Annotated in this window: 15 protein-coding genes; 11 read left to right on the forward strand and 4 right to left on the reverse strand. The window is 31.2% G+C overall.

The annotated features are described in order from the left end of the window. The first annotated feature begins 149 nt into the window (after positions 1–149). From FHK87_RS22530 to FHK87_RS22560, 7 genes are all read left to right on the forward strand, one after another. Entirely contained in the window at positions 150–1,247 is a 1,098-nt protein-coding gene (locus tag FHK87_RS22530) for an ABC transporter permease (protein WP_140597056.1), read from the forward strand. 13 nt (positions 1,248–1,260) lie between these two features. Then, positions 1,261–2,124 (forward strand): ABC transporter ATP-binding protein, encoded by an 864-nt coding sequence (locus FHK87_RS22535; protein ID WP_140597057.1) that lies wholly within the window; start codon positions 1,261–1,263, stop codon positions 2,122–2,124. A 14-nt stretch (positions 2,125–2,138) separates the two neighbouring features. Next, positions 2,139–2,963, forward strand: a complete 825-nt coding sequence (locus tag FHK87_RS22540) for an ABC transporter ATP-binding protein (protein ID WP_140597059.1) — start codon at positions 2,139–2,141, stop codon at positions 2,961–2,963. A gap of 160 nt (positions 2,964–3,123) precedes the next feature. Next, entirely contained in the window at positions 3,124–6,675 is a 3,552-nt protein-coding gene (locus FHK87_RS22545) for a nitrate reductase (RefSeq protein WP_140597061.1), read from the forward strand. Next, complete coding sequence (locus FHK87_RS22550) at positions 6,644–8,086, forward strand: rubredoxin (RefSeq protein ID WP_140597063.1); 1,443 nt, start codon at positions 6,644–6,646, stop codon at positions 8,084–8,086. Before FHK87_RS22545 ends, FHK87_RS22550 begins: the two co-directional genes overlap by 32 nt. A gap of 276 nt (positions 8,087–8,362) precedes the next feature. After that, entirely contained in the window at positions 8,363–8,689 is a 327-nt protein-coding gene (locus FHK87_RS22555; RefSeq protein WP_140597065.1) for a hypothetical protein, read from the forward strand. 293 nt (positions 8,690–8,982) lie between these two features. Continuing rightward, positions 8,983–9,171 carry a hypothetical protein gene (locus tag FHK87_RS22560; RefSeq protein ID WP_140597067.1) on the forward strand — a complete coding sequence of 63 codons (189 nt, stop codon included), beginning with the start codon at positions 8,983–8,985 and terminating at the stop codon, positions 9,169–9,171. Between the two features lie 10 nt (positions 9,172–9,181). On the opposite strand, the gene FHK87_RS22565 is transcribed toward FHK87_RS22560, so the two are convergent. The 4 genes from FHK87_RS22565 to FHK87_RS22580 form a co-directional block, all read right to left on the reverse strand. Then, a complete protein-coding gene (locus tag FHK87_RS22565) occupies positions 9,182–10,606 on the reverse strand; it encodes a S41 family peptidase (RefSeq protein WP_226294381.1) in 1,425 nt (474 codons plus the stop codon). A 168-nt stretch (positions 10,607–10,774) separates the two neighbouring features. Further along, positions 10,775–12,073 carry a carboxypeptidase-like regulatory domain-containing protein gene (locus FHK87_RS22570; protein WP_226294382.1) on the reverse strand — a complete coding sequence of 433 codons (1,299 nt, stop codon included), beginning with the start codon at positions 12,071–12,073 and terminating at the stop codon, positions 10,775–10,777. A gap of 86 nt (positions 12,074–12,159) precedes the next feature. Then, complete coding sequence (locus FHK87_RS22575; protein ID WP_140597072.1) at positions 12,160–13,560, reverse strand: ATP-binding protein; 1,401 nt, start codon at positions 13,558–13,560, stop codon at positions 12,160–12,162. Positions 13,561–13,747: 187 nt separating this feature from the next. Beyond that, entirely contained in the window at positions 13,748–14,281 is a 534-nt protein-coding gene (locus tag FHK87_RS22580) for a hypothetical protein (protein WP_140597074.1), read from the reverse strand. 359 nt (positions 14,282–14,640) lie between these two features. On the opposite strand from FHK87_RS22580, the gene FHK87_RS22585 reads away from it, so the two are divergent. From FHK87_RS22585 to FHK87_RS22600, 4 genes are all read left to right on the forward strand, one after another. Next, positions 14,641–16,947 carry a patatin-like phospholipase family protein gene (locus tag FHK87_RS22585; protein ID WP_140597077.1) on the forward strand — a complete coding sequence of 769 codons (2,307 nt, stop codon included), beginning with the start codon at positions 14,641–14,643 and terminating at the stop codon, positions 16,945–16,947. Positions 16,948–16,992: 45 nt separating this feature from the next. Further along, positions 16,993–17,445 carry a type II RES/Xre toxin-antitoxin system antitoxin gene (gene parS / locus FHK87_RS22590; protein ID WP_140597079.1) on the forward strand — a complete coding sequence of 151 codons (453 nt, stop codon included), beginning with the start codon at positions 16,993–16,995 and terminating at the stop codon, positions 17,443–17,445. Continuing rightward, a complete protein-coding gene (locus tag FHK87_RS22595) occupies positions 17,445–17,900 on the forward strand; it encodes an RES family NAD+ phosphorylase (protein WP_140597081.1) in 456 nt (151 codons plus the stop codon). The genes parS and FHK87_RS22595 overlap by 1 nt, the downstream gene beginning before the upstream one ends. 244 nt (positions 17,901–18,144) lie before the next feature. Then, positions 18,145–20,232: a M13 family metallopeptidase gene (locus tag FHK87_RS22600; protein WP_140597083.1), complete on the forward strand. Its 2,088-nt coding sequence runs from the start codon at positions 18,145–18,147 to the stop codon at positions 20,230–20,232. The last annotated feature ends 22 nt before the right edge of the window (positions 20,233–20,254 follow it).

The raw sequence follows: 20,254 nt of genomic DNA on the forward strand, positions 1-20,254 counted from the left end.
TAGTACTGTTGCGATAATGATAGATATACTATAGTAAACCGGATACCTAAGCAAATAAAGAAGATTTACTATAGATTTTAATCCCCAACATACCATGATTAATCTCTTTAAACAGTGATGATCATAAATAACAATGTAAAAATATACTTATGAAAGACAGATCAATTCATATCCTGAATTTTGTAGGCTTAGGTTTTTTTGAGCCAGCTATTAGACTTGCAACAGGAGAAGAAGTAAAGAAAAATTTAATAGGATTATTTAAGAAAATACTATTACCGATATTATCGATCAGTTTATTTTTAATACTATGGCACTCTGGTGCAGCTTATCTCTACAATGTAGAAAAAAGTGCAAGGATAGAAAAGGCATTGAGTGATCGTGGAGAAACCGCGGCACTCGAGATGAAAACATGTATAGAGTCAGGCGATGTAAGTTGTCAGCCAAATACTTTACCTTCTCCAGCTCAAGTGTGGATGGCATATAAGTCACTTTTGGCAGACCATAGAATTATAACAGAGAAGAAAGCTGCTTTTGCAGAAAAAGTAGCGACTACAAATGCAAAGCGAGAGGCGCAGGGACTTAGTCTCATAGAATATACCGGTAGGCCTTCGTTTGTAGATCAGATCTTAACAAGTTTAAAAACAGTATTTGCCGGGTTTTTGTTAGCGCTATTTATAGCTGTACCGATCGGTATCATGTTAGGATTGAGCCCAACTTTGCGATCATCAGTGAATTGGTTGATACAAATCTTTAAACCTGTTTCGCCCGTAGTGTGGTTACTTTTGGTTTTTATGATTGTAAAGACACTTACAAGAGGGTCAGATGCAGATAGCGCCTTTATTATATCTTTTATTAGTGTTGGGTTGTGTTCTATGTGGGCAACTCTTGTAAATACTAGTATGGGAGTTTCTTCTGTTGATAAAGACTATATAAATGTAGCAAAAGTATTACAGCTCAATGTAGGGCAAAAAGTATTCAAAATTATTTTACCGTCTTCTTTTCCTTTAATTTTTACAGGCCTTCGAATTACATTGTCAGTGGCTTGGATGGTATTAATTGCTATAGAATTGTTAGCTCAAAGCCCAGGATTAGGGTCGTTTGTATGGGAAGAATTTCAAAACGGAGCAAATGATTCAAACTCAAAAATTATTGTAGCGATGTTTGTAATAGGTATCATCGGGTTTTTGCTAGATAGAATAATGCTTACAATTCAAAAATTTGTAACATTTACAGAAGAAACTGCTTAAAAAATAAAGAGTTATGGCATATATAGAATTAAAAAACGTATCCAAGTCCTTTGGAAGCGGAAAAGATAGAACTCAAGTATTGTCTAATATAAATCTTGAGATAGAAGAAGGAGAGTTTGTTGCCATTGTTGGTTTTACAGGAAGTGGAAAAACAACATTAATAAATCTTATTTCAGGACTTATTCAACCAGATGAAGGGCAGGTTTTGTTCAAAGGAGAGCCTGTAAACGGTCCTAGTCATGAAAGAGGTGTGATATTTCAGAATTACTCGTTGCTTCCATGGTTGAACGTGAGAAACAATGTTGGTATGGCTGTGAAAGAAGCTTTCAAAAAAATGACTAAAAGAGATAGGAATAATCGTGTTGAAAATTATGTTGATATGGTAAATTTATTACCTGCTATCAATAAAAAACCAAAAGAACTCTCAGGAGGAATGCGTCAACGGGTATCAGTAACAAGAGCTTTGTCAATGAGCCCAGAAGTTATTTTGATGGATGAGCCTCTTAGTGCTTTGGATGCATTAACAAGAGGGAATTTACAACAAGAGATTCTTAAAATTTGGAATAAGGACAAGAAAACCGCATTGTTGATTACAAATGATGTTGATGAAGGAATTTTAATGGCGGATCGTATTATTCCTCTTAAACCCGGACCCAAAGCAACTCTAGGACCTGAGTATAAAATAAACCTTGAACGTCCCAGAGATAAAACAGCTCTTAATCACAATGATGAATATAAAAAGTTGCGAAACAGTATTATGGAATATCTGATTCAGATTGGTGAACAACGTGCTTCAAAAAAAGAAACAAACTACGTGTTACCAGAAATCAAACCCCTAATCAAGCCAGCTACTTTTAGAAGAATGAGTTTTAGATAAAAAAAGATTGTGTTATGGATGAAATATTAGAAAAATCGAAAATAAGACGTACTGATAATGGATTGTTTGAAGATAAGTACATGTTGGATATTACTGGACTTACAAAAATTTATCCAACACCAAAAGGAGATTATGTAGTTTTAGATGACTTAGATTTAAAGATTAAGCATGAAGAATTTATTTCTATAATTGGGCATTCAGGATGTGGTAAATCTACATTGTTGACGATGATTGCCGGACTAAATCCTATTTCAAGAGGAACTATAATTGTCAATAATCAAACGATAAAAGGACCTGGACCAGACAGAGGTGTTATTTTTCAGTCTCCTAGTCTTTTGCCTTGGATGACCGCTTATGAAAATGTTATGCTTGGTGTAAAACAGGTTTTTAGTCACGGTACTAAAAAAGATAGGGATGATATTGTAAAATATTATCTTTCTAAAGTTGGATTAGAAGATGCAATGCATAAAAAAGCAAAGGAACTATCTCAAGGTATGCAACAACGCGTAGGAATTGCGAGAGCATTTGCTCTAAAACCTAAAGTACTACTATTAGATGAACCTTTTGGAATGTTAGACTCACTAACAAGAGGAGAATTGCAAGATGTATTAATTGAAGTCTGGAACCAAGAAAAAATTACGGCTATTATGATTACTCATGATGTTGATGAATCTATTTTTTTGGCAGATAGAGTAATTATGATGACTAGTGGTCCAAGAGCCAAAGTAGGTGATATTTTAGAAATTGATTTTGATAGGCCAAGACTTCGAAAAGAAGTTTTGGATCATCCGGATTACTACAAATACAGAGAACATTTGATTAATTTTCTTGAACATTAGTGCCTTTATATAATTAACTATTCGATTTTAATTATTTATCATGTAGAATAATTTTGATACACTGTATTCTACATGATAATTTGTATATTAAAACTAGATACTCGCTGAGCAGTATTATGTAAAAGATTATAAGGAAACTGGCAAAATATAATAAATTTTAATGTCCGCATTCAAAACATATAAAACGACATGCTCTTATTGTGGGGTAGGTTGTGGGATCATTGCAAAGAAAGATAGAAGAGGAGTTATCACTGTAGAAGGGGATCCTGATCATCCTGTTAATAGAGGTATGTTGTGTTCTAAAGGAATGAACTTGCATCATGTAGTTCAGGATAAAGAAGACAGGATTTTATATCCAGAAATGCGTTGGAGTAAAGAGCATGCAAGAGAAAGGGTTTCTTGGGATCAGGCATTGGATAGAGCAGCTAAGGTATTTAATACAATTATAAAAAAGCATGGTCCTGATAGTGTAGGGTTTTATGTTTCTGGGCAATGCCTTACAGAAGAATATTATCTCGTTAATAAACTTACAAAAGGTTTTATTGGTACAAACAATCTTGATACAAATTCACGATTATGTATGAGTTCTGCCGTAGTGGGATATAAACAAGCTTTTGGAGAAGATAGTGTTCCAATTTCTTATGATGATATCGAATTGGCAGACTGTTTTATGATCGCAGGAGCAAACCCTGCTTGGTGTCATCCTATTCTTTATAGAAGGATAGAAGCTCGAAAAGAAAAAAATCCTTCAACCAAAATAATAGTTGTAGATCCCAGAAAAACGCAATCTTGTGATATAGCAGATTTGCACTTACAAATTCTACCGGGAACAGATGTTGCGTTGTACAATGCAATCGCAAAGAGATTAATTGATAGAAAAAAAATAGATAAAAGTTTTATACACGGTCATACCGATAACTTTAATGCTTTAAAGGAGTCAGTATGTTCATTTTCTTTAACAGAATATGCTAAAATTTGTGGGATTACTGTAGCAGAAATTAAAAAAGCAGCATCCTACATTTCAAATGCAAAGGGATTTATTACCCTTTGGGCAATGGGGCTTAATCAAAGTTCTATAGGAGTTAATAAAAACAATGCTTTGATTAACCTATCGCTACTTACCGGTCATATTGGTAAACCGGGTTCAGGTCCCTTTTCTCTTACAGGGCAACCTAATGCTATGGGAGGTAGAGAGGTTGGGGGCATGGCTAATCTTCTTGCAGCTCACAAAGATTTAGCTAATGACCATCATAGGAGAGAAGTAGCAAATTTTTGGGGTGGAAAAGAGATTTCTTCTAAACCCGGACTTACAGCAACAGAAATGTTTGATGCTCTCGAAAATGGTAAACTGAAAGCTGTTTGGATTATATGTACAAATCCTCTGGTAAGTCTTCCAAATGCAAACAAAGTAGAAAAGGCATTAAAAAACGCAAAATTTGTAGTGGTTCAGGATATATCCAACCGATCAGAAACTATAGAACATGCAGATTTAGTACTTCCTGCTGCTGGATGGGCAGAGAAAGAAGGTACAATGACAAATAGTGAAAGAAGAATTACATATTTAGATAAAGTTGTGGATCCTCCCGGTGAGGCGCTACCGGATGTAGAAATTTTGTGGCGTTTTGCCAGAAAAATGGGATATAAAGGATTTGATTATAATTCTGCTGAAGAAGTTTATAAAGAACATTGCTCACTTACAAAAGGAACTAATATTGATATTTCAGGGCTGAATTATATAAGACTCAAAACAGAAGGTAGTTTTCAATGGCCGGTTCCAAAAAATAATCATGCCGGAACAGAAAGATTATTTGAAGATAAAAAATTCTACACCGACACAGGAAATGCAAAATTTGTAGTTCCTAAGTTTATAAAACCAACATCAGAAATATGTACAGAAAAATACCCTTTGATTTTAACAAGTGGTAGAATTAGGGATCAATGGCATACGAGAACAAAAACAGGAAAAGTCAATAGGCTTTTAACACATATTAGAGATCCGTATATAGAAGTAAATCAAGTAGATGCTTTCTTAAGAAAATTAAATGATGGCGATATTGCAATAGTAGAAAGCAAAAGAGGTAAAGTTCGAGTGAGGGTAAAAGTATGTGATACTTTAAATAAAGGCGTGGTTTTTATGCCAATACATTGGGGTAAAGTTTTTGGAAATGATTATGGTAGAGTAAATAATCTTACTACGAATATTGTTGATCCAATGTCAAAAGAGCCTGATTTTAAATTTTCTGCGGTTCAGGTTTCAAAATATGTTAAATCAAAACAAAAAATATGTGTTATTGGCGCGGGTACCGCAGCTTATCGATTCATCCAAACGTATAGAGAATATAATACAGATGATGAAATTGTAGTTTTTTCAAAAGAATCACATCCATTTTATAATAGAGTACTACTTCCAGAGTATGTGAGTGAGGAGTTAAAATGGGAGCAATTGCAAAAAATGAGAGAGGGTAGTATGGAGTCTCTAGATGTAAAACTATATACTGATAATCCTATTAATGAAATTAATAGAGAAGAGAAATACATAATTGATAGTAAGGGCGTACAGCATGATTACGATGTTATTTTGATGGCTACAGGCAGTCGGGCTTTTATTCCAAAAGAAGTACCCCTGCATCTACCGGGACGTTTTACAATGCGAGATAGAGGAGATGCAGATAGGTTAAAAACATATTTGGATCAGACAGGACTACCGGATCACCATCAACATGTAACTATTGTAGGAGGAGGATTGTTGGGGTTAGAACTAGCAGCAGCTTTACGAAAGAAAAAAGTTAAAATAACTATCGTGCAACGTGGTAATCGTTTGATGGAAAGGCAATTAGATGAAGTTGCTAGTCAATTGCTTGCAGAAGATGTAAGAGAAAAAGGGATTATAATTCATTTTGATAATGAAGTTGATACGGTATTAAATCAAGAAACAGGTGAATTATTAGTTAATCTTAAATCAGGAAAATCGTTTCAATGCCATGCGGTTGTATATGCAATAGGCACAATACCTAATATAGATCTGGCTAAAAAAGTAGATATAGATTGTAGAAGAGGTATTTTGGTAAATCAATACATGCAGTCATGTGATAAAGATATTTTTGCTATTGGCGAGATTGCTGAATTTAATGGTAATTTATATGGTATAACAGCAGCAGCAGAACAACAAGCAGATATCGTAGCAAAATATTTACTAGGGGACTTTAGTGCGATATACAGAGGGTCTGTGTTTATGAATATTTTGAAGTTTGAAGACTTAGATTTATGTAGTATAGGTAATATTGATATGCCCAAAAATGACTTGTCTTACGAAGAGGTTGTTTTTACAGATGTGAGAAAACGTTTTTATAAGAGATGCATCATAAAAAATGATAGGCTTGTGGGGGCAATACTTATGGGGGATAAAAGTGAGTTTGCCGAATTTAAGAGATACATAGAAGAAAAAATTGAATTGTCAGAAAAAAGGGAAGAACTACTTAGATCTTCAAGATCATCAGAGCCGGTAATTGGAAAATTAATCTGCTCTTGTAGTCAAGTTGGAGAAGGAAATTTACAAAAAGCTATCAAATCAGGTTGTACTGATTTTTCAGAACTTTGTAACAGAACAGGAGCAGGACTAGGATGTGGTAGTTGTAAACCCGAAGTAAAAGAAATATTGAATAATTACGAACAACGGGGGAATGAAAAAAGAACAAAAATTATACAGAATTGATGTAAAAGGGGGAGTTTTATCTACATTAGAATTACAACAGATTATAGAATATGCAATAGAGTTAGAATTAGAATGTATTCATTTTGGCTCTAGACAAGATATTATCTTTCCTCTAAAAAACAATAAAGAAAAGTTTATATCACAACACCCATCTTTTGATCCGGGAATTTTTGCAAAAACAGAGAATCAAAACATTAGCAGTTCTTATGTTTCAATGGATATTTTTGATGCTACTGTTTGGCTTAGAGGTACAACCTATCTCTATTTGTTAGAAGAATTTACATATGATCCAAAATTTAAGATTAATATAATTGATCCTAAACAACAGATTGTTCCATTATTTTCTGGAGACCTTAATTTTATTGCCTCATCTCATGAGAACTATTGGTACCTATTTTTAAAATTACCAAATTGGGAAGAAGTCTATTATCCTGTTTTGGTATATACATGGGATATTGCAAAAATAGCAGAGGGCATAGAAAACATTTATGAAAAAGTTAATAATGTCGAAGAGCTTTTTCAGTTTTTGAATGAGAGCCTTGATACAAATAATAAAGTAATAGAAAAGCCACTTCATACTGTATTTCATCCTTTTCCGTATTATGAAGGGATGAATAAAATGGGAATTGATCAATATTGGTTAGGGTTATATTGGAGAAACAATAGATATGATTTAAAATTCCTAAAAGCATTATGTGAATTTTGCGTTGAACATAGAATAGGAAAAATATGTTTAACCCCTTGGAAATCTTTTATTATAAAGGGGATAGCAAAAGAAAATAAACTAAGTTTAGAAAAACTTCTTGGTCGATTTGGAATCAATATAAGACATTCTGCATTAGAATTAAATTGGTATTTGCCAGTTAATGATCAAAAAGCATTGCAATTAAAAGAATATTTAGTTAAAAAGTTTGATCAAAATGACATTAGTACTTATGGTCTTACTTTTGCTATCACCTCGAAACGAAATCAAAAACGATATTTTACCTCGATTGTGATTGAAGAGAATATCAAATCTTTAGCTTTTGATGATATGGTTGTAGTGTCTGGGTACAATGTTTTGTATGCTAAGAATTTTGATCCAAATTCTAAAACATATCTTCTGTATGCACAGGATGTTGGGCAAACAGATTTACCGGATTTACTTCTAGAGCTTACCAAAACATATTTTAAAAATTTAGGAACAGAACAAACAGGACTATTTTTTCAGTCTTCCTCAAAAAAAGAAATAGTAACAAAGGAAGTATATCAATGCAGAGATTGTGATACTATCTATGATTCTACATTAGGAGACAGGGCAAACAAAATACCTAGAGGGATTAAATTTAATGATCTGCCTGCAGACTACTGCTGTCCACTTTGTGAATCTCCAAAAGAAAATTTTAAAAAATCTTCGCTGTCGTATACTTAAAAGTAATAATCAATAAAAGGGTATTTTTAGAGCTATTAAATTAATAAATAATTAATTTCTACTATTTCATTTTTGTTTTTTGATAATAATTTAGGCTTCACTATATATTTTTTAGGGGTAATTTTTATTTTTTGACACTTTATATATAGATTTGAATTGTTTTTAAGGGGTAGTATCGTTTTTTAATGATATTTTTTTAAAATAGACCCTAATTTTTTATAGGTTGTGTTTTGCAGCTTTTAAGTTAAATATATTTTATAACCAAAATTTATGCTTATGAATCTAGAAGAAATTATTACGGCATCAATTTCAGAGTTCTTAGATGTAGAAGTCCATAAAGATACAGAAACACTTGATTTGGCTTCAAAAATAGAAATTGTTCAAAAAAGAATCTTAGATAAATCCAAAAATAGTCCATTTCCTAATTATACAGAAAAGGTAAAAGACTATAAATATGAAATGTTTTTTAAGAGTAACCCTAATGATATGATTAAAATAGATGGTTGGTTACCTATTGAAACTGAAAAAATAGGTAAAACAGATAAAATATCTGAATACATAGAAATTGGGCTTCTCAGAAAAATAGAATCCGTGTATAGCTAACAAACGTTTGTTGTTAGGATATATAAACACAATTTCTGGTTTTAGTGTTTATTGATCTATAGAAAAATTGATTTTTATTATATAGATACTGATTGTTTTGAATGTACCGGTCATGATTGTGTAACAACTATGATCGGTTTTTTATTTTTCATAATTTCTATCTTTTTTAGACTGTTTATTCAATTATAATTGTTAATACTTCTGTTTAAAAGTATTTTTTTTACAAAACGTTAGGTTTTTTTTAAACTGTATTTTTACAGATACAATTTTAAAGTATCAAATTAATAGTATTTATGACAGAGTATGTCTTATTAACAGACGATCAAACTTATTTTGTAGAATATTTAATAGGTGAGTTAGTGCTTTCAAATAGTATTAGTGAAGCTATGAAATTTGATGATGAGCATATTGCCCAAAAATTTAAAAAGATGCTACATGCTACATGCAAGCTTACCACAAGTGTAAATACTTACATAGAGTAATTAAAAAGGATTAGTTATTACCTTTTATTAATCTAAAAATATAATCTAATAAAGGATCTTTTGAGAGGGTTAAATGTTCTACTGACATGTTGATATGCTTGTCTGGCATAACACCAGAGCCTTTGGGAACATTTTTATCTGTTATATAATGATTATTTTTCTGCATATTCATAATCACTTTAATTTTTGAATTTGGAAGTTCGTAGTACACAGGCAATTCTCCATTAGAAAAATAATATCCGCCCCCTGTTTCTTCTCCTAATAGTGTGATATTTTTGTTGTTTTTTGCATTTAGCGCAAATATCGAAGCTTCAGAGGATGTAGCGCCACCAATTAAAACATAAACTTTCCCTGTAAACTTATTTTGACTAGGGATCATCATAGTTTCCAGATCATCAAAATTAAATTTCCAACCATCATAAACAGGATGATTATTAAACTTGGCTTTTAATACTTGTTTTTCATTTGAAAATGATCTAATAGCATGTTTTTTCTCGGGTATCGATAAAGAGGCTACAAACTCACTTGTTATTTGTTTAAAAGGTTTATTTGTGATATGCGAATATAAACTGATAGTATTGGATCTAAACCCTCCTTTGTTATTACGAATGTCAATAACTAAATTTTGAATTTTTTGTTGCTCAATTTCTTTAAATATATCTTCTACATGTGATTTGAAAACTCTGGTATCTCCTGCAAATGAATTTACAACGAGTACTGCTGTATTCAATTCTTTTTTAAACAAGGTAAAGGGACTCTTGTTAACTATAAAATGAGTATAAAATTTGAAATTATTTTGTTCACCATGAAATTTTGCAAAATAAGAATAACGTTTAGCATTTCTTAACTTTACTTTTACAGAAGATTCAGCAGGAAGCTCAATGCTTGCTTCTGTTCCATCCAGTTGCCTATAAGTAATCAAAAACTGTTTTTGTAATCCAAACTCATAAAAGTAATACTCTCCAAAAAGAGCTTCTAACATTCTATATTTACGAGTTAGGTTATGCCCATCTGCCGGAATGTATTTTTTTAACTTTTCTAAGATATGATCAGACTTTTGATCATTGATTTGTATTATTTGTGAACCAACGGGAATGTCAAAATCATCTGTGTCAGTATAAAGGTGGTGGTTAATAATTTTTAATGATAAAGGGAAATAGTATTGATCTTTTTTCAAAATTTTGGGAGGTAGTAATACTAAGTGACTGTCTTTGATGTGATTTGTTATGCCTAATAATGTTTTGTAAACATCTATGTCAGAAGTGTCTTTTATTTGATTTTTTGTAAGATCAAAAACGTAATCAAGTGAATCATTGCTTATGTATTCATAAAGATTAGGATGTCCCTTTTTAAGAATATTTTCAAAAATTATAAAATCTTCCGCAACACCAAGAGAGTCGATAGCTCTTTGTGCAGAAAGAAAATTTATAAACATATAAAAAACTAAAATCGATCTGATTTGTTTCATCTATAATAATAACACTATGTACTAATGGACTTTTAAAAAACAGTAGTTGTTACAATTTTATTATGTTTCCCGTAGTAAAAGTACTAAAATTACTTTTTCATAGTGTTAATTATTATAAAGATATTATGCTAATTATTAGTTTAATTTACGCAGTTGTTTCTTGATTTTTTTAATAGCAGATTCTATAGATTTTTCAGGTTCTATAACGTTGTATTCTCCCCAAAACTCTGGATCAGAAAATCCTGAAGCTTCATCACTAATTACAACAGAAGATTTTAATCGTTCTCGCGCAGCAATGGATTCTTTTTCTGTATTCTTTTTCCAGTCAGTAACTGCCATTTCTACATTTAATTTATATAGAGAATTGAATAGTCTTTTTTTCCAATTAATCTTTATGTTTAAATCTATCCTACCGTAACTATAGTACCATTTTCCGTCTTTTTGTCTGTAATCGATATTATAAGAGGCCTGTGTAGGATAAACTTTTGCTCTTTTAGGTTTTTTTCTAATAAACATTTTACTCACCTCGTCTTTGTTTTCCAAATTGAGATCAAACACAGCTTTTGTTAAAGCCAATGTTTCAGAGTCTATATACAGTTTTCCAAAATATAAAGGTTCTTTTATATTTGGACGTTGTTTGAAATTTAAGACATAAATATATTTGTCATTTATTTTGGTAGATTTTCCAAAACTAAACTCATATAGAGCGGTCATGTTTTCTGTAAAAAGGATCTCAGGATTCTTCATTACATCTATGTATAATGTACTTGTAGGGCCTCCTTGCAATTTTACAGTTAAGGTATCTAATTTTTTATAATCAGCACTTTTTCGTGCTTTAAAAAGTTTGATCACATCATTTTTTCGAGATTCGTATGGATTTTTATAAACATCAATAACTGCTTCAGAAAGTGATACATATGTTCTACGCTTTTTGATGGTTTCTCGGTAAAAAGCTGTCATTATCGTATTGTCACTTAAATAGTTAGTGCCTTTTTTCTTGAGGACTTCTCTTATAAGTGCATTAGGGTCTTTGGGATCAATATTAATCTCTGAAAGTTCAGTTACAGATAAGTTTAATTTTATCTTTAATTTACCTTCTTTAAAATCTGAAAAAGAAATTACTTTATCGTGATAACCTAGGTAAGAAACTTTAATGCTATTGCTATTGGTAAGCGATTTAGGAACTTTAAGCAAAAATTCTCCTTCATCATTTGTAACAGTAGAAATATTTGTTTGATTTACAGAGACAGAAGCTGATATAAGTGGTTTATTTGTTTCACTATCTAGAACAATTCCTTCATATTGCATGTATTCTGATGACGTATCTTGAAAAAATGCAAATGCATGCATATTAAAAAACAATCCGATTACAAAAACAATCATTTTAAAAGCATTGCTACTGCTTCTTTTGTGTAAAGTATTTTTTTTACTCATGATTAAATTTTTAATTTTTCTTTTTATTTAGCTTATAATGAACAATATAAGAAATTTTGGGCAGAAATGCTGGTTTTGTAAGGGAACTAGTGATAATCATGATGTTCTCCAAACCAATTTTTTAGTTTGATATTTAGAGTTTCTGTAGTAAATGGTTTTGTGATGTAATCATCTAATCCTTTGGCGATAAAACGTTCAGCATCTCCCGGTAAGGCATTGGATGTAATAGCAATAATAGGAGGTACTTTTTTATGATGTTCACGAATCAACTTACTAGTTTGTACACCATCGATACCAGGGAGATTAATATCCATCAAAATCAAGTCGTATAAACCTTCTTTGAACATTTGTAATGCTTGTGTTCCATTTTTTGCAACATCAGTTGTACATCCAAAATATTTTAATATTTGTTTAGATACTAATATATTGGTTTCAGAATCTTCGACTAAAAGAATGTGCAGGTTATATTTTTGCTCTTGTATATTACTATTTTGTTTTGTGTCTTTTTGTAAGGAGGTTTTTGAAATTTTTGTCTTAAAAGTAAACCAAAAGTTACTCCCTTTGCCAAGCTCACTTTCGACTCCTAATGATCCTCCCATCAAGTCAACTAATTTTTTTGAAATAGTAAGACCAAGACCACTACCTTCACCAATTAAAATTGATGGTTCATGAAATTGGCTGAATCTATTAAAAAGAGCTTCAGAGTCTTGTTTGTTAATTCCAATTCCTGTATCGATTACCTCAATTTTAATGATAAGTTCTTCTTGTTTTTGGGAGAAAACAGAGCATTGTATTTTGATCTCTCCCTCATCTGTAAATTTGATAGCATTACCTATAAGATTTGATAAAACCTGAGTTAAACGATTATTATCGGCTATAATATTTTCAGGTACATCATCAGCATAATCAGCTTTTAAAGCAATATTTTTTGATTTTGAAGTTGCTAAAAAAAGATAAATATTTTGATGAATCAAATCTTTTAAGTTGAGATGAATATGAGATAATTCAAATTTTCCCGCCTCAATTTTTGATATATCTAAGATTTGATTTAAAATATCAAGTAAATTAAGAGAAGATTGGTGTATGGTCGTTACATACTCTTTTTGAAGATTATTAAGTTGAGTGTTCTTAAAAAGAAGATCAATCATTCCTACTACTCCTACCATGGGAGTTCTTATCTCATGACTCATATTGGCCAAAAAATCCAGTTTGAACTTAGATGCTTTGAGAATCTGTTGATTTTTCTCTTTTAATTTATCAAGATTTCTACCGCCAAACAGAGCAAACAATCCTAAAAATAAAGGGGCAGTATCTATAATATAATGTATAGGATAACTTTTTTGAACATAGAGTATAGATTTCCACGAAAACTCTAGATTGAGTCTTGATATATCTATAAAAGTAGCTAGTATAGGAAATAAAAAACCAAAAAATACCCCATATAAAGAGTATTTAGCAGCTTCAGATTTTACCCATGATGTGTGCATTGTGTATGTTAGAGTTGGTTAGGTTTTAATTTGATTTTACATCCAATAATATCAAAAATAAATATCAATATTTTTTTAGTATAAAAATTAAAGAATAAGAACTATAATGTGATAAATATACACTAAAAAATCCACGACACGTAATGGTCGTGGATCATAAAAATCTCCTTACTTTTGATGATTGAATTTAGTTTTTAAAAATTATTTTTTTTAGTTTATATCCTTCGATTTTCATTAGATATGGTTTTGGATCTATATAATTTTGTATATAATCATCTACTTCACCTTTGTCAAGTAATCTTCCCGACATTGTATATAAACTATAATTTAGACCTTGCTCTACATCTTTGATATTCTTAAATGTTTTTTGGTCTGTACTTTGTTGACAAGTATCATCTGCTAGAAATCTATTGGTAAATGTAATTCTTCCTTGTTCTTGACCTTCTAAAGTAACTGTTGCAGATTCATCTATTTCGATGATGCCATTACCGGTTAAATCTCCTAATATTATAAGGCATGCATTTCTTACTTTAATTCTAGCGCCATCTTCAAGATGTAAACTCTCTGTAATAAAAATTACTCCTTCTTCCGAGTTTTCATCTAAGCCATCAACAACTGTATTTTCTGTAACCGACATTAACTTATAAGAAATATCTATTTTGGTTGTTGAAAAAGTTAAGCCCGTTACAAAAAAGGCTAATAGGGGTAAAAATATTCTCATATGTTCGATTTTGGGGTTAAACCTTAATTTTTTAAAAAGTAAGTAAATTCTTACTTTGTTTAATTTATGATCGTTGTAAAACGTTAAATCAACGACAATATACAATATTTTATGCTAAAAACGTAATCCGTTTATGCTTAACATTGAGCATTTTAGCATTTTGATAGCTATGTAATCATTCTTAGCCCCTATAATTACTAATGATAAACACAAATGTTAAATTTTTGCTTTTTTTTAACAAAAGAAAAAATAGATTGTTATCTGTTTGATTTTTAGTAAAAAACAAATTTTAAGAATTTGGATACAATAAAAGAGATGTTTTATTTATTAGATTTATATACGTTTTAATATCTAGAAAAATGAAATTATTGTTGTTTTTTCAACAATTCAGTATTTGGTCAAAAGTACTATTGCGAGAGTTATATAATAATTTAATAAGTTTTTTCTTTATTTTATCAGTATATTTTGCATTATGGCATTTTCCCCAGACCATTGATTTGTTATTGATTTTGAATCAGGCAGATGCTTTTATGTTCGAAGTTCCACTATACTTTTTCTTGCTATTAGCTTCGGCTTTTTTGATTTGGAATATACCGAAGTACTTCTATTATTATAATTATAAAGATATTTCGTTGTCAAATTTTATTGGTTTTGTCCCTAATCAGCACTATCGATTTCAAACCAAAGGAACTTCGGTGAATTATCAATATAGATTAAGAATCCATATGCGTAAAGTAGTACCTAGAATTTTGGCGCTAATGCTATTAATTATCTCTGCTTTAAGTATACTCAATGCAATGCAATTATTTGAACTTGATAATATTTATACCAGTATATTAAACCCTTTTAGTACTCTTATATTTTGTATTATATTATTACTTGTTCTTTCAGAACCGAATGCATACAAAAAAATTCAGTATTTATTTGCAAAAGTACCTAGAACAAAGAGCTTGCTTGTTATTATGGTTTTGATATTGATACTGTTTATTATTTCTTTAGGAACGCTGAATACGCAAACAGAAAAAGATTTAGGAAATCTTTTTTTAGCAAATACTGCTTTAGTTCTAGTGTTCTTCATTTTGGTTTTTAATAGTTATATTTTTTTACGGAAAATTTCAAAAAGATTTTTCTATGGAGTGATCCTTATTTCAGGTTTTTTAGGAGTATTATTTTTTTTAGGGCTTAACTTTAATCCCAATTGGGCTAGTAATATCAATCCGTTGTCTATCATGATTTTATCCTTTTCTAGCCTTTTTATGATCAGTTTCATCCTTATCCTTATTGGAAAGAAAATAAAACTACCATTATTTTCTATAGTAGTGATATTATTCTTTTTGTTATCAAAATTATTTTTCCAAAATTCTGAACATTACCAATTGTCTTTACAACCTACCAAAGTAGCTAGACCAACTCTAGAAGACTATATGTATCAATGGATTAAAGCTCGAAAAAACAAAATAATTAAAGCGAAAGATGATTTTCCTGTTGTTTTGATATCTTCTGAAGGAGGAGGGTCGAGAGCAGGACTTTGGGCATTTTTGGTACATAGTTATTTATATGAAAGCTCTGGAGGAGAATATTTTGAAAATAATTTGCTATCTATTACAGGAGCCTCTGGCGGTAGTGTTGGTAATGCTATGTTTTTTGCAGAAGCAAGAAAAGCTCAATTACAAAATAATAAAGGAATTTTTAAGATAAAGGATCAAGACAATTCTTCTATAGTATACAAAGCAAGTGCTATTTATAAAGAAAATTATTTGTCAACTAGTTTACTTTCTTTATTGGGACGAGATTTATTTAAAGAAGCAACTAACTTATTTGTATTTGAAAATAGAGGTCAATTACTAGAGAAACAGTGGAGCGCTGCATTTGATAAATATTTTTCTGTGAAAAAGGATCGTATTTTACAAAATGAATTTCTCTCATTTTATAAAGATTTGGATTTTTCAAGTACTACTACAAAACATACACCACCTTTATTATTTATTAATACGACTCACACCCAAACAGGGAATTATAATATTATTAGTCCTGTTTTGTATACTCACTTAAAACCTCTTGCAGGAATGAATGATTTTATAAGCAATATACAATCGAGTACTCCTGATTTTTCTATAGCATTATCTACGGCAATGAGGGTAAATGCAAGTTTTCCTTATGTTACACCTGTAGGCGAAGTTAAAAGAAAGTCAAAGCTAGACAGAGTATATTCTGATCAATATGCAGATGCAGGGTATTACGATAATATTGGTGGGAGGGTATCTAAGGGGATAGAAGAAGTTTTTAATAAAGTAGTATTAGACTCTTTTCCAGACTTAAAAAATAAAATTAAAATAAAGCATGTTATTATAACCAATGACGAAGAAAGAAAAATAATAAAAACACAAGCTCAATTTTCTGCTCCGTTAACAACATTACAAAACGTTAGATATGGTCATACCAAAGAAATAATCAATAGATTAGGAAGCAATAATATTATTCGTCTAAAACCCACAGCAATACCTTTGTATAAAGCCAGGTTAGACTTGCAGTCGAAAGAAGACGTACTAATGATCAAACCTGTTTTACCGCTAGGAAGATACTTGTCTACTGTAGCAATTCGTTCAATTGAAGCACGATTAGATGAGGTAAAACCGCAATTAGATTCAGTTTTAATAACAAATTAAGACAGTTGTCTTTATTTTTTGTATATTTGTCAAAAATATGTACCTATGAGCGCCGTATCTCCACTTGAATCAGATGACTTTGAAAACAAAGGTTTGTTACGATATTTGAATATTGATACTCCTTTACATAATGTATATGACTTTATAGAGCTTTCCAGAAATGGTATAGATAAAAAAGCATTATTACATTTAGCAAAAACTATTGGTTTCGATCTTAAAGAGTTAGCTCATGTGCTTCATGTTTCTGAACGTACAATTCAGAGGTATGATCTTAATAAAAAGTTAGGTACAGAAGCGAGTTCTAAGGCTTTGCAGCTTGCAAAATTATATGCAAAAGGAGAAAATATTTTTGGAGACCTAGCTCGTTTTAAGAATTGGATGTCTCACCCTAGTACAGCATTAGCTATGAAAAAACCAAAAGAGCTTTTGGATACCACTTTTGGGTTTCAGCTGCTTAATGAAGAATTAGTACGAATAGAACATGGAATTTTTGCATAATGCTCGTATATAGAATAGCAAAACAAAAATACATAAATGATCTTACGGGTATTGGAGCAAAAACAGTAGGAGGAAGATGGAATCCTAAAGGAGTAGCTGTGTTGTATACAAGTTCTACAGCAGCACTTTCTGCTTTAGAAGTGCTTGCACATCTACCAGCGGCTTATTTTCCTGATAACATGTCTATTGCTTCAATAGAAGTTCCTGATGATTTAATAACATCTGTAGAAGTAGATAAACTGCCAGAAAATTGGAATAAAATTCCTGCGCCGATTGAGGTCCAGAATTACTCTATGTATTGGATTACAGAAGCTAAGTATTTAGGACTGATAGTTCCCAGTATTATTATCCCAAAAGAGAATAACCTTTTGGTTAACCCTTTACATCCACAATTTGAAAGCGTAAAATTAGTATCGGTAGAACCTTTTAGTTTTGATACACGACTACTGAAGTAATATTCTTTATTGTAAATAAATCAATTAAAACATTAAGAAATATTAAAAAAAAGTCTCTATAACATATCTATTTTTATGGATATTGTAATGGTTGCGTTGATTTATTCTTATTTTTTTGTTAAAAAAGTAGTGTCTTTTTATTTAGATTTTTTTCTTTTGTATAAATTTCAAAAATATTTTTCGTAACGAACGAGGTTTCTTTACGTCATATTTGAGAAATAACTAATCTTAATTTTCTAATAGAATGAATAATAAAGCAAAAAATTTACTTTTATTATCCGCATTCGTTGTTGCTTTTGTAGGTTGTAAGGATGAAAAAAAGCAAAGTGATAACAATACAGATGAAAAAGCTGTAGCGGAAGTAGAAAAAATTCCAGGGATTGTACTTGAGAATATGGATACTCTAGTTAACCCAAAGAATGATTTCTACAATTATGTAAATGGTAATTGGATGAAGACTACCGAAATACCAGAAGATCGTACGACTTGGGGAGGTTTTAGTGTGCTTCGTAAATCAACAGACGCAAATGTATTAGAAATTCTTGCCAATGCTAAAAAAAGTGGAAAGTATGGGGGAGAAACTGATCAAGCAAAAGCGATAGCTATTTTTGATACCAAATTAGATACAGTAGCTAGAAATAAAGTGGGCTTAGCTCCCTTAAAAGCGGCTCTTGATGATATAGCGTCGATCAAAGACCTATCAGAACTACAAACAGTTTTGGCAAAAAATCCATCTGTATCATCTCCGTTTTTTAATATAGGTGTTCAGGCTGATCTTAATAATAGTAAGATGAATGCTGTATATCTAGGTCAGGGAGGGTTAGGATTGCCAGATCGTGATTACTATTTAGATCAGGATGCAAAATCAAAAGAGATACGAGAAGAGTATAAGAAACATATCTCGAGAATGTTGCAAATGTTAGATGAGTCTGAAGCTGATGCAACTGCTGCTGCCGATAAAATTCTAGAATTAGAAACTATTTTAGCTAAACCAAGGCTTAATAAAGTAGAGCGTAGAGATGCACGTAATTTAAACAACCCTAGAACGATAGCAGAGGTTGATAAAATGATTTCATCTTTTGATTTTAATAAAATTATAAGTGATCTTGGTATTACCAAAAAAATTGATACACTCATAGTAGCTCATTTACGTTATACAGAGACATTAGATGGTTTCTTTAAAAACACTCCGATTGAGGATGTTAAAACATTAGTAAAGTGGGATACCTTTAATAGTTCTACGGGTCGATTGACAACTGATGTAGAGAGAGCTAATTGGGAATTTTATAGTAAATATTTGAGAGGTCAAAAAGAACAAAGACCTGCTGATGAGAGAGCATTAGCTACTGTAAATAGAACTGTGGGAGAAGCTCTGGGACAATTATATGTAGACGAAAAATTTCCGCCAGAAGCAAAAGCTAAGGCAGAAAAAATGATTGCAAATGTAATTGAGGCTTACAAAGCTCGTATTCAAAAATTAGATTGGATGGGAGACGATACAAAAGCTAAAGCGATTGAAAAACTAGATAAATTTACTGTAAAAATAGGATACCCTGATAAGTGGGAAGATTATTCAAAATTAGAAGTATCTGCCGATAAGACGTATTTTGATAATATGATTGCAGTACAAAAATGGGCAAGAGATAGAAATTACGAAGATATAGGAGAACCTGTAGATAAAACCAAATGGGGGATGTCTCCACAAACAGTAAATGCCTATTTTAATCCACTTAATAATGAGATTGTTTTTCCAGCTGCGATATTACAACCTCCATTTTATAATTATACAGCAGACGAGGCAGTTAATTATGGTGGTATAGGTGCAGTTATTGGCCATGAGATTTCTCATGCTTTTGATGATTCTGGAGCTCGTTTTGACTCAGATGGAAACCTTAAAAATTGGTGGACAGAAAATGATCTTAAAGCATTTACAGAAAGAGGAAACGCTTTAGCAGAACAATATAGTGCTATAGAAGTTTTAGATAGTGTATTTATCAATGGTAAATTTACACTAGGAGAAAATATTGGAGACCTAGGAGGTGTATTAGGAGCTTATGATGGACTACAAAAGCACTTTGCAGAAAATGGAAGACCAGAAGATATAGACGGTTTTACTGCAGAGCAAAGGTTTTTTATGTCTTGGGCAACAGTTTGGAGAACAAAATCTCGTGATGATGCTTTAAGAACTCAAATTAAGACAGATCCACACTCTCCAGGAATGGTACGTGCAATACAACCTTTATTAAATGTTCCTGCGTTTTATGAAGCATTTAATATTGTAGAAGGAGATGAAATGTACTTAGCACCAGAAAAAAGAGTTAATATCTGGTAGGATTAAACCTTAAAAAATAAGC

It is taken from the genome of Aquimarina algicola, from assembly GCF_006443095.1.
GTDB lineage: Bacteria > Bacteroidota > Bacteroidia > Flavobacteriales > Flavobacteriaceae > Aquimarina > Aquimarina algicola.